The sequence below is a fragment of the Kitasatospora sp. NPDC004531 genome (assembly GCF_053602195.1).
In genome coordinates this window covers 15,054-27,206 of the sequence record NZ_JBSGDD010000093.1, presented here as the reverse complement: position 1 = coordinate 27,206, position 12,153 = coordinate 15,054, and the positions used below count along the sequence as shown (strand labels likewise).

Genomic DNA, 12,153 nt, shown 5'->3' with positions numbered 1-12,153 from the left:
GCGAAGGGGAACGCACCACGTCCGCAAGATCGCGACGCAGGACAATGACCTGCACGCGATCGCGACCTTGCGGACGTGACTTGCGCTTGTCGCGCAGTTCCCCGCGCCCCTGTTTTCGCGCCCCCTCGTCAGAACGGGAAGCGTGACCGCCCGTGCTGGATCGAGATCCACTTCACCGTCGTGAACGCGTCCACGCTGGTGTCCCCGTTGAGGCGGCCCAGGCCCGAGTTCTTCTGGCCGCCGAACGGCACGATCGGCTCGTCCGCGATGGTGCCGTCGTTGACGTGCATCATGCCGGTGTCGATCCGCTGCGCGAACCGCACGCCGCGCTCGATGTCGGCGGTGTGCACGGCGCCGGAGAGGCCGAAGGGGGTGTCGTTGGCGATCCGGGCGGCCTCGTCCTCCCCGTCGAAGGGGATCAGCAGCGCGACCGGCCCGAAGATCTCGCGGTGCAGGATCGGCGCCCCGGCCGGAATGTCCGTTAGCACGGTGGGCCTGACCAGCGTGCCCACGGTCGCCCCGTGCAGCAGCGCCCGCGCGCCCGCGGCTATCGCGGCGTCGACCTCGGAGGTGATCGCCTCCGCCTGCGCGGAGTTGATGAGCGGTCCGAGCTGGGTGTCCGGGTCGCCGGGGTCGCCGGCCCGCAGCGAGGCGACCTTCGCGGTGAACTTCTCGCTGAACTCGGCGAACAGCGAGCGGTCCACCAGGATCCGGTTCGCGGCCATGCAGATCTGGCCCTGGTGCACGAAGCGGCTGGCCACGGCGGCGTCCACCGCGTAGTCGACGTCGGCGTCGTCGAGCACCACCAGGGCGCTGTTGCCGCCGAGTTCGAGGACGGTCCGCTTCAGGTGGCTCGCGGCGACGGTGGCGACGTGCCGCCCGACGGTGTCGGAGCCGGTGAAGGCGATCACCTTGGGCACCGGGTGCTCGATGAACGCGTCGCCGATCTCCGCGATGTCGGTGAGGACGACGTTCAGCAGGCCGGCGGGCAGCCCGGCCTCCTCGAAGATCTTCGCGATCAGGGTGCCGCCGGCCACCGGCGCGTCCTGGTGCGGCTTGAGGACGACCGCGTTGCCGAGGGCGAGCGCGGGCGCGACGGCCTTCAGGGAGAGGAAGACCGGGGCGTTGAACGGGCTGATCACGCCGACCACGCCGACCGGCAGCCGGTAGACGCGGTTCTCCTTGCCGGGCACCGGCGAGGGCAGGATCCTGCCCTCGGCGCCGAGCGCGAGCGACATGGCCTCGCGCAGCATGTCCTTGACCAGCCCGAGTTCGAACGCGGACTTCATCAGGGTGCCGCCGAGTTCGACGGTCATCACTTCGAGGATCTCCGCCTCGCGGGCCTCGACCACCTGCAGGGCCCGTTCGAACACCAGCCGGCGCTGGTAGGGGCTGGTGGCGGCCCACGCGGGCTGGGCCCGCTCCGCGGCACGGTAGGCCTGGTCGATCTCCTCGGCGGTGGCCACGGTGAAGGAGGCCAGCTTCTCGCCGTTGAAGGGATCGAGGTCCACGATGTCCCAGGAGCCGGTTCCCGGCCGCCATTGGCCGTCGATGTACTGCTGGGCGAGTTCCGCGATCAAGGACATCGGATCCCTTTCGGCGCTAACGATCACCTACTGACGGATCATCATCCTAATTGCGGACTAGCCCTCTTGGAGGATCTCCGCGAGAAGCGAACGAGTCTCCTCCTCGGACAGCGCCGCCGCCGACACCCGCTCCAGCGCGGCCGCGTACTCGGCGACCTCGCTCGGCTTGTCCAGGTACAGCGCGGTGGTGAACTGCTCGACGTACACCACGTCCGCCAGGTCCGGCTCCGGGAAGCACAGCACGGTGAACGCCCCGCTGTCCGCCGCCAGCGCGCCCATGCCCAGCGGCAGCACCCGCAGGCTGATGGTCTCGCGCAGCGACAGCTCGGACAGCCGCTCCAGCTGGCCGCGCATCACCTCGGGCCCGCCGCACGGCCGGCGCAGCGCCGTCTCGTCGACGATCAGCTCCAGCCGGGCGGTGGTGTCCGGCGCGAGGTAGCGCTCCTGGCGGCGCAGCCGGACGGCGGCCCGCCGGGTGAGCTCCTCTTCGGAGACGCCGGGGCTGCCCGCCCGCATCACGGCGTGCACGTACTCGGGCGTCTGCAACAGGCCCGGCACGAACTGCACTTCGTAGCTGCGGACCAGGTTCGCCGCGTCCTCCAGGTTGAGGTACGTCTGGAACCAGCCCGGGATGACGTCCCCGTAGCCGTGCCACCAGGCCGGGGCGTTGGTCTCGCCGACCAGGCCGAGCAGCGCCGCCCGGGAGTGCTCGTCCTCGACGCCGTACAGCGTCAGCAGGTCCGCCACGTCGCGCTGCTTGAAGCCGACGCGGCCGAGTTCCATCCGGCTGATCTTCGACTCGGAGGCGCGGATCGAGTACCCCGCGTCCTCGCGCGTCACGCCGCGGGCCTCGCGCAGGCGCCGCAACTGGGCGCCCAGCTGGATGCGACGAGCGGTGGCTCCGCTGCCCGTCTGCAGGCCCGTCATGCAAACCTCCGTGCCGAACCGAACAGTTGGACCTTGTGGGATGCAGTCTGCCACTGCGCGGCGACACTCCGCGAGGGGCTTCCGGCATTTGACCGCCGACGTTGCACAGTTGTGCTGCGCCGCCCCTCAGGTCGACCCGGGCAACACCCCGGCGAGATCGGTGCGCGAACTCACCCCGAGCTTCGGGTACGCCTTGTACAGGTGGTGGCCGACGGTGCGGGCGCTGAGGAACAGCTGCGCGGCGATGTCCCGGTTGGACAGGCCCTGCGCGGCCAGCCGGACGATCTGCGACTCCTGCGGGGTCAGGCCCGCTACCGCCCCGGCCGGGCCGCGCGCGGCGGGCGCGCCGGTGGCGTCCAGCTCCAGTCGGGCCCGCTCCGCCCAGGGCAGCGCGCCGAGTTGACGCAGTGCCTGCTCGGCGGAGCGCAGCGGCGCCCGGGCCTCGGCCCGGCGGCGGGCCCGCCGCAGCCACTCGCCGTACAGCAGCTCGGTGCGGGCCTGCTCCCACGGGCGGGGCTGCTCGGCGTGCCGGGCCAGCGCCGCCAGGTAGCACTCCTCCGCCAGCTCCTCGGGGGCCAGCAGGGCGTGGCAGCGGTGCACCAGCGCCCGCGCCCACGGCTGCCCGGCCCGCCGTGCCCAGTGCTCGAACCGGGCCAGCGGCTCGGCGACCTCCTCCGGCCGGCGCAGCCGCACCGCCGCCTCCACCAGGTCCGGCACCGAACGGACGGCCGACACCTGGAAGTTCTGCCCGCCGCCGGCCAGCGCCGCCAGCTGCCCGAACGCGTCCTCGGCGCGGCCCGCGCCGAGCTCCAGCACGCCCAGCGCCCACTGCGCCCACGGCACCCCGGAGGCGCCGCGGGCGCGGGCCCGCCGGCGTGCTCCCGGCACCGGGCGTCCTCGCCGCGGGTCGCCGCCAGGTAGGCCAGGAAGCCGTGCAGCTGGCCGGTCCACAGCGGCTGCGCGCAGTCCTCGGCGAGCCGCAGCGCCTCCCCGGCCTGCTCGTCGGCGGCCTCCGGGCGGCCGGTGAACAGCTCGGCCTCGGCGAGGAAGAACAGCAGGGTCGGCAGCGTCCCGAACGCGCCGGCCTCCCGGGCCTCCCGGACCAGTCGGCCCGCCAGGTCCAGCACCTCCTCGTCCTGGCCGGGCAGCAGGGCGGCCCCGCAGGGCAGTGCCAGGTCGACGGGGGCCACCGCGCCGGCGGCCCGGGCGGCCCGTTCGGCCTCGGCCAGGGTCGGCCCGTCGGGGGCGTCGCCGAGCGCCGCCGTCACGTACCGCACGGCCGGCGCGAGCGGGTCGTCGGCCGGCAGGGCGAGTGCGCCGAGCGCCGTCAGCGTCCCGCACACCGCCTCCACGTCGAGGTACCAGGCGGCGTGCAGGGCCTGCACCAGCACCCGGGTCGCCGGGCCGGGCGCGGCGTCGGCGACCAGTGCCGCCGCCTCGGTCAGCCGGCGGTGCGCGGAGCGGTGCTCGCCGCGCCAGAACTCGGCCACCCCGCGGGCGAACAGCAGGTGCGCCCGGGTCACCGGGTCCAGCCCGGGTGCGTCCGCCGCGGCCGCCAGCGCCTCGGCCCGGCCGACCTCGCCCGCCTCCAGCGCCGCCTCCACCGCCTCCACCGTCAACTCCCGGGCCCGCGCCGCGTCCGGGCTCAGCCGCGCGGCCCGCTCGTACGCCGCCGACGCGCCGGTGTGCCCGCCGCGGGACGCCGCGCCGGCCGCCGCGGACGCCAGCTCCTCCGCCACCGCCGCGTCCCGGCCGGTCGCCGCCAGCGCCAGGTGCCAGGCCCGCCGCAGCGGCTCCCGTCCGCCGTACGCCCGGGCCAGCGCGGCGTGCGCGGCCAGCCGGTCCACCAGCGGCGCCCGGTCCACCAGCACCGAGCGCAGCAGCGGATGCCGGAAGGTCACCCGTGAGGCGCCCAACTCGACGCGCACCAGCCCCTGTTGCTCGGCCGGCGCGAGGTCCGCCACGGTCAGCCCGCACTCCCCCGCCGCCCGCAGCAGCACCTCGGGCGCACCGGACTCCTCCAACGCGGCCAGCAGCAGCCAGCGTTGGGTCGCGCCGGGCAGCCGGCTCAGCTGCCCGTGGTACGCCAGCCGCAGCCGCCCGGCCGGCGGCAGCCCGCCCGCCGCGCCGGCCGCGGAGAGCTCCACCAGCGCCAGCGGGTTGCCCTGAGCCGCCGCCAACACGGCCGCCCGGTTGGCGAGTTCGGGCGCGACGGCGGCCAGCAGCTCGGCGGCGGCCCGCTCGTCCAGCGGCTCCACCCACGCCTCGGGCAGCCCCGGCAGCTCCGGGCCGTCCGCGCGGGTCGCCAGCAGCAGCGCCACCGCCTCCGCGCCCAGCCGGCGGGCCGCGACCTGCAGCACCGCCACCGACTCCCGGTCCGCCCACTGCACGTCGTCCACCAGGCACAACAGCGGGCCCTGCTCGGCCAGTTCGCCCAGCAGCGTCAGCACCGCCAGGCCCACCAGCAGCCGGTCCGCGGCCGGGCCGTCCGCCAGCCCCAACACCCGCTCCAGCGCCGCCCGCTGAGGGCCAGGCAGCTCCGGCACCCGGTCCAGCACCGGGGCCAGCAACTGGCTCAGCGCCGCGTACGGCAGCCGGGCCTCCGACTCCACGCCCGTCGCCCGCAGCACCCGGCCCGGCGCGGACTCGGCCGCCGCCGCCAGCAACGCGCTCTTGCCGACCCCCGGCTCCCCGCGCAGCACCAGCACCCCGGCCCGCCCCGCGCCCGCCTCCGCCAGCAGCCGGCCGACCGCCGCCAGCTCCGTCCCCCGCCCGTACAGCAGCATGCCCAGCACCCTACCTATACGCGACCGATTCGCCGTCGGCGCGAGATCCGTAGCTTCTTGTCCCGCAAGGGAGACACCACTCGAAACGGAGCCCGCCATGGACCTGCAGAACATCGTCGAGCGCTACCTCGCCGCCTGGAACGAGACCGACCCGACCGCCCGCCGCAAGCTCGTCGAGGACGTCTGGGCCGCCGACGGCGCCTACACCGACCCGCTGACCGCCGTCCGGGGCCGCGACGAGTTCGACGCCGCCCTCGCCGCCGTCCAGGCGCAGTTCCCCGGCTTCGCCTTCCGCCTCGGCAGCCCCGTCGACGCCCACCACAACGTCGCCCGCTTCACCTGGGAGCTCGCCCCGGAGGGCGCCGAGGAGGCGCTGATCGTCGGCTTCGACGTCCTGACGGCCACCGAGGACGGGCGCGTGGCGACCGTGGTCGGCTTCCTTGACAAGGTGCCGAGCGCGTAGCGGAGCCCCCCGGGAAAAACAACGACGCCTGCCCTAAACCTGGTCGGGGAAAGGGGCAGGCGTCGACCGGATCCCGGCGGCTCTGGCGGGTCGGTGTTTGTGGGTGGGGGTCAGACCACCAGGGGGCGGTCGGTCGGCTTGATCGGGGCGGGGAGCGGAGTCTTGCCACCCAGGTACTTGTCGACCGCCGCGGCGGCCGAACGGCCTTCCGCGATCGCCCAGACGATCAGCGACTGACCGCGACCGGCGTCACCGCAAACGTACACCCCGGGGACGTTGGTGCCGAACTGGCCGTCCCGGGCGATGTTGCCGCGCGGGTCGAGCTCGACGCCCAGCTGCTCCACCAGGCCGTTCTTGACGTCCGTGCCGGTGAAGCCCATGGCGAGGGTGACGAGTTGCGCGGGGATGACCTTCTCGCTGCCCGGCACCGGCTCGAACTTGCCGTCGCGGAAGGTGACTTCGACGAGGTGCAGCTCCTGCACGTTCCCGTCCTCGTCGCCCGCGAAGTGCGTGGTGGAGACCGAGTACACGCGCTCGCCGCCCTCCTCGTGGGCGGAGGTCACCTTGTACGTCATCGGCATGGTCGGCCAGGGCTGCCCCGCCGGACGCTCGTCCGAGGGACGCGGCATGATCTCCAACTGGGTGACGGAGGCCGCGCCCTGGCGGTGCGCGGTGCCGACGCAGTCGGCGCCGGTGTCGCCGCCGCCGATGACCACGACGTGCTTGCCCCTGGCGGAGATCGGGGAGTCGACGTAGTCGCCCTCCTGGACCTTGTTGGCCAGCGGCAGGTACTCCATCGCCTGGTGGATGCCGTTCAACTCCCGCCCGGGAACGGACAGTTCGCGGGCGGTGGTGGCGCCGGCCGCGACCACCACGGCGTCGAACCGCGAGCGCAGGTCCGCGCCGGTGAGGTCGACGCCGACCTCGACGCCGGTGCGGAACCGGGTGCCCTCGGCGCGCATCTGCTCGATGCGCCGGTTGATGTGGCGCTTCTCCATCTTGAACTCGGGGATGCCGTACCGCAGCAGCCCGCCGATCCGGTCGGCGCGCTCGTACACCACGACGGTGTGCCCGGCCCGGGTGAGCTGCTGGGCGGCGGCCAGGCCGGACGGGCCGGAGCCGACCACGGCGACGGTCTTGCCCGACAGGCGCTCGGGGACCTGCGGGGTGACGCCGCCCCGGTCCCAGGCCTTGTCGATGATGGTGACCTCGACGTTCTTGATGGTCACCGCGTCCTGGTTGATGCCGAGCACGCACGCCGACTCGCACGGAGCCGGGCACAGCCGGCCGGTGAACTCCGGGAAGTTGTTGGTGGCGTGCAGCCGCTCGATGGCGCCGGTGAAGTCGTCCCGGTACGCCAGGTCGTTCCATTCGGGGATGAGGTTCCCCAGCGGGCAGCCGTTGTGGCAGAACGGGATGCCGCAGTCCATGCAGCGCCCGGCCTGCTTGCTGATGATCGGAAGGAGGCTGCGCTCGACGTAGACCTCGTTCCAGTCGCGCAGTCGCACGTCCACCGGACGGCGCTCCGCCAGCTGCTTGGGGGTGGTCAGGAAGCCCTTGGGGTCAGCCACGTGCCGCCTCCATCATCTTCGCGGTGGTGTCGGCCTCGGAGAGGCCATCGCGCTCAGCGGCGTCCTTGGCGGCGAGCACTGCCTTGTAGTCGGTCGGCATGATCGTGGAGAAGCGGGAGACGCCGCTGCCCCAGTCGGCCAGGAGCTCGGCGGCGACGGTGGAGCCGGTCTCCTCGTAGTGCTGCTGCACGGTCTCGCGCAGCCATTCGCGGGCGGCGGCGTCGGGGGCCTCGATGCCCACCATGCCGCTGTTGACGTTGGCGGGGCGCAGGTCCAGCACGTAGGCGATGCCGCCGGACATGCCCGCCGCGAGGTTGCGGCCGGTCTCGCCGAGGACGACCACCCGGCCGCCGGTCATGTACTCCAGGCCGTGGTCGCCGACGCCCTCGACGACCAGGGTGGCGCCGGAGTTGCGGACGGCGAAGCGCTCACCGGCCTTGCCGCGCAGGTGGATCCGGCCCGCGGTGGCGCCGTAGCCGATGGTGTTGCCGGCGATCACGTGCTGCTGCGCGTCGGCGCCGATCGCGGCGGCGTCCCGGGCGGGACGGACCACGATGACGCCGCCGGACAGGCCCTTGCCGACGTAGTCGTTGGCGTCGCCCTCCAGGCGCAGCGTGACGCCCTTGGGAAGGAAGGCGCCGAAGGACTGGCCGGCCGAGCCGGTGAAGGTGACGTCGATGGTGCCCTCGGGCAGGCCCTCGCTCTTGTACTTCTTGGTGACGCGGTGGCCGAGCATGGTGCCGACGGTGCGGTTGACGTTGCGGATCGGCATCTGGATGCGGACGGCGTCGCCGCGCTCCAGGGCGTCCTCGGCGAGCTCGATCAGCTGGTTGTCGAGCGCCTTGTCGAGCGCGTGGTCCTGCTCGGTGGTGCGGTGCAGGGCGGCGCCCTCGGGCAGCTCGGGGACGTGGAACAGCGGGGCGAGGTCGAGCCCGGCGGCCTTCCAGTGGTCGATCGCGGCCTGCGCGTCGATGTGCTCGGCGTGGCCGACGGCCTCCTCGATGGAGCGGAAGCCGAGCTCGGCGAGGATCTCGCGGACCTCTTCGGCGATGAACTCGAAGAAGTTGACCACGAATTCGGGCTTGCCGGTGAACCGCTCGCGCAGCACCGGGTTCTGCGTGGCGACGCCGACCGGGCAGGTGTCGAGGTGGCAGACCCGCATCATGATGCAGCCGGAGACCACCAGCGGGGCGGTCGCGAAGCCGAACTCCTCGGCGCCCAGCAGGGCGGCGATGACCACGTCGCGTCCGGTCTTCAGCTGGCCGTCGGTCTGCACCACGATGCGGTCGCGCAGGCCGTTGAGCAACAGGGTCTGCTGGGTCTCGGCGAGGCCGAGCTCCCAGGGGCCGCCCGCGTGCTTCAGCGAGGTGAGCGGGGACGCGCCGGTGCCGCCGTCGTGGCCGGAGATCAGCACCACGTCGGCGTGCGCCTTGGAGACGCCGGCGGCGACGGTGCCGACGCCGACCTCGGAGACCAGCTTCACGTGGATGCGGGCGTCCGGGTTGGCGTTCTTGAGGTCGTGGATCAGCTGGGCGAGATCCTCGATGGAGTAGATGTCGTGGTGCGGCGGCGGGGAGATCAGGCCGACGCCCGGGGTGGAGTGCCGGGTCTTCGCGACCCACGGGTAGACCTTGTGGCCGGGCAGCTGGCCGCCCTCGCCGGGCTTGGCGCCCTGGGCCATCTTGATCTGGATGTCGTCGGCGTTGACCAGGTACTCGGAGGTGACGCCGAACCGGCCGGAGGCGACCTGCTTGATCGCCGAGCGGCGCTCGGGGTCGTACAGGCGCTCCGGGTCCTCGCCGCCCTCGCCGGTGTTGGACTTGCCGCCGAGGCGGTTCATCGCGATCGCGAGGGTCTCGTGCGCCTCCATGGAGATGGAGCCGTAGGACATCGCGCCGGTGGAGAACCGCTTGACGATCTCGGAGACCGGCTCGACCTCGTCGACGGAGATCGGGGCCCGGTCGAGGCCGTTCAGCCGGAACAGGCCGCGCAGCGTCATCAGCCGCTCGGACTGGGCGTTCACCCGGTCCGTGTACTGCTTGAAGATGTCGTAGCGCTTGGTGCGGGTGGAGTGCTGGAGGCGGAACACCGTCTCCGGGTCGAACAGGTGCGGTTCGCCCTCGCGCCGCCACTGGTACTCGCCGCCGATCTCCAGCGCCCGGTGCGCGGCGGAGATGCCGGACGCCGGGTAGGCCTTGGCGTGCCGGGCGGCGGTCTCCTTGGCGATCTCGTCGAGGCCGATGCCGCCGAGCTTGGTGGTGGTGCCCGCGAAGTAGGCGTCCACCAGCTGCTGGGACAGGCCGATCGCCTCGAAGACCTGCGCGCCGCGGTAGGAGGCGACGGTGGAGATGCCCATCTTGGACATCACCTTCAGGACGCCCTTGCCGAGCGCCTTGATCAGGTTCTTGATCGCCTTCTCGGCCTCGATGCCGGAGACGAAGACGCCCTGGGAGACCAGGTCCTCGACGGACTCCATCGCCAGGTACGGGTTGACCGCGCCGGCGCCGTAGCCGATCAGCAGCGCGACGTGGTGCACCTCGCGGACGTCGCCGGCCTCGACCAGCAGCGACACCTGGGTGCGCTGCTTGGTGCGGATCAGGTGGTGGTGGATGGCGGAGGTGAGCAGCAGCGACGGGATCGGCGCGTGCTCGGCGTCCGAGTGCCGGTCGGACAGCACGACGATGCGGGCGCCGTCGGCGATCGCGGCGTCGGCCTCGGCGGCGATCTCGGCGAGCCGGGCGGCCAGGCCCTCGCCGCCGGTCGCGACCTTGTACAGGCCGGACAGCGTGACGGCCTTGAGGCCGGGCTGGTCGCCGTCCGCGTTGACGTGGACCAGCTTGGCCAGCTCGTCGTTGTCGATCACCGGGAAGGTGATGCCGACCGAGCGGCAGTGCGCCGGGGTGGCGTCCAGCAGGTTGCCCTCGGGGCCGAGGTTGCTGTGCAGCGAGGTGACCAGCTCTTCGCGGATGGCGTCCAGCGGCGGGTTGGTGACCTGGGCGAACAGCTGGGTGAAGTAGTCGAACAGCAGGCGCGGCTTCTCGCTGAGCGCGGCGATCGGCGAGTCGGTGCCCATCGAGCCGAGCGCCTCGGCGCCGGTCCTGGCCATCGGCGCGAGGACGACCCGCAGCTCCTCCTCGGTGTAGCCGAAGGTCTGCTGGCGGCGGGTGACCGAGGCGTGGGTGTGCGCGATGTGCTCGCGCTCGGGGAGCTTGGCGAGCTGGATCTGCCCGGCGGCCACCCACTCCTCGTAGGGGTGCTCGGCGGCCAGCGCCGACTTGATCTCCTCGTCCTCGACGATGCGGTGCTCGTCGGTGTCGATCAGGAACATCCGGCCGGGCTGCAGGCGGCCCTTGCGGACCACCTTGTCCTGCTCGATGTCGAGCACGCCGACCTCGGAGGAGAGGACGACCAGGCCGTCCTCGGTGATCCAGTACCGGGCGGGGCGCAGGCCGTTGCGGTCGAGGACGGCGCCGATCCGGGTGCCGTCGGTGAAGGTGACGCAGGCCGGGCCGTCCCAGGGCTCCATCAGGTTGGAGTGGTACTGGTAGAACGCGCGGCGGGCCGGGTCCATGGTGGCGTGGTTCTCCCACGCCTCCGGGATCATCATCAGCACGGCGTGCGGCAGCGAGCGGCCGCCGAGGTGGAGCAGCTCCAGCACCTCGTCGAAGGACGCCGAGTCGGAGTGGTCCGGGGTGCAGACCGGGAAGATCCGGCCCAGGTCGCCGGGGATCAGGTCGGTGGCGAGCTGGGACTCCCGGGCGGTCATCCAGTTGCGGTTGCCCTTGACCGTGTTGATCTCGCCGTTGTGCGCGACGAAGCGGTACGGGTGGGCCAGCGGCCAGCTCGGGAAGGTGTTGGTGGAGAACCGCGAGTGCACCAGGCCGATCGCGGAGGCGTACAGCCGGTCCGACAGGTCGGGGAAGAACGGCTCCAGCTGGCCGGTGGTCAGCATGCCCTTGTAGACCAGCGTGCGGGCGGACAGCGAGGGGAAGTACACCCCGGCCTCCCGCTCGGCGCGCTTGCGCACCACGAACGCGACCCGGTCCAGCTCGATGCCGGCCCGCTCGCCGTGGCCCACGAAGAGCTGCCGGAAGCGCGGCATGACGCTGCGGGCGGTGGCGCCCAGCAGCTCGGGCGCGGTGGGGACGTCGCGCCAGCCGAGGACGGTCAGGCCCTCCTCGGCGGCGATCGCGCCGATCCGGGCGACGGCGGCGGCGTCGGCCTCGTCCTCGTCGGGCAGGAAGGCGATGCCGACCGCGTAGGAGCCGGCGGCGGGGAGCTCGAAGTCGACCCGGGCGCGCAGGAAGGCGTCCGGGATCTGGGTCAGGATGCCCGCACCGTCGCCGGAGTCGGGCTCGGCGCCGGTGGCGCCGCGGTGCTCCAGGTTGCGCAGCACGGTCAGCGCCTGCTCGACGATCCTGTGGTCGGCGATGCCGGTGAGCGTGGCCACGAAGCCGACGCCGCAGGCGTCGTGCTCGTTGCGCGGGTCGTACAGACCCTGGGCCTGGGGACGCGCGTCCGGAACGAGGGCGTAGGGGCCGGCGGTGGCCTGGTCGCCCTCGGGGCCGGAGTGCGGGGATGCGGACAGCATCGGCTCTCCCGTCGTCGTGATCAGTTGCTTCATGCAAAGGGACGACGTTGGCCCTGATGCGATTTGTCGGTGCAGGTTACATGATGCCGGGGATCCCGGGAAGTGGAATTCCGCGTCCGCATCGCGGACACAAACCCCTGGTCACGGGGCGGATGGAGGGTAGGCGCAGCGTCGCGCGTCCAGACCAGTGTGCCCCGGCGCCGAAGGGCCGAAACAGGGGCGAAACACC

General features: G+C 72.9%; 7 protein-coding genes. 1 reads left to right on the top strand and 6 read right to left on the bottom strand.

The features are described from left to right. Positions 1-128 precede the first annotated feature (128 nt). From ACWEMJ_RS28240 to ACWEMJ_RS28225, 4 genes are all read right to left on the bottom strand, one after another. On the bottom strand, positions 129-1,586 hold the full coding sequence (locus ACWEMJ_RS28240) for an aldehyde dehydrogenase family protein (protein WP_452139936.1): 1,458 nt from the start codon (positions 1,584-1,586) through the stop codon (positions 129-131). 57 nt (positions 1,587-1,643) lie between these two features. Then, positions 1,644-2,513, bottom strand: coding sequence for a helix-turn-helix domain-containing protein (locus ACWEMJ_RS28235; RefSeq protein ID WP_452139935.1), 870 nt, complete (start codon positions 2,511-2,513; stop codon positions 1,644-1,646). 126 nt (positions 2,514-2,639) lie between these two features. After that, a complete protein-coding gene (locus tag ACWEMJ_RS28230) occupies positions 2,640-2,774 on the bottom strand; it encodes a helix-turn-helix domain-containing protein (RefSeq protein ID WP_452139937.1) in 135 nt (44 codons plus the stop codon). 50 nt (positions 2,775-2,824) lie between these two features. Then, positions 2,825-5,299: an AAA family ATPase gene (locus ACWEMJ_RS28225; protein WP_452139934.1), complete on the bottom strand. Its 2,475-nt coding sequence runs from the start codon at positions 5,297-5,299 to the stop codon at positions 2,825-2,827. A gap of 97 nt (positions 5,300-5,396) precedes the next feature. On the opposite strand from ACWEMJ_RS28225, the gene ACWEMJ_RS28220 reads away from it, so the two are divergent. Beyond that, on the top strand, positions 5,397-5,762 hold the full coding sequence (locus ACWEMJ_RS28220; RefSeq protein WP_452139933.1) for a nuclear transport factor 2 family protein: 366 nt from the start codon (positions 5,397-5,399) through the stop codon (positions 5,760-5,762). 110 nt (positions 5,763-5,872) lie between these two features. Here ACWEMJ_RS28220 and ACWEMJ_RS28215 read toward each other — a convergent pair whose 3' ends face one another. Next, the gene (locus ACWEMJ_RS28215; protein WP_452139932.1) at positions 5,873-7,333 is read right to left on the bottom strand and encodes a glutamate synthase subunit beta; all 1,461 of its coding nucleotides are present in this window, start codon (positions 7,331-7,333) and stop codon (positions 5,873-5,875) included. Continuing rightward, positions 7,326-11,924, bottom strand: a complete 4,599-nt coding sequence (gene gltB / locus ACWEMJ_RS28210; RefSeq protein ID WP_452139931.1) for a glutamate synthase large subunit — start codon at positions 11,922-11,924, stop codon at positions 7,326-7,328. Before gltB ends, ACWEMJ_RS28215 begins: the two co-directional genes overlap by 8 nt. Positions 11,925-12,153: the final 229 nt, after the last annotated feature.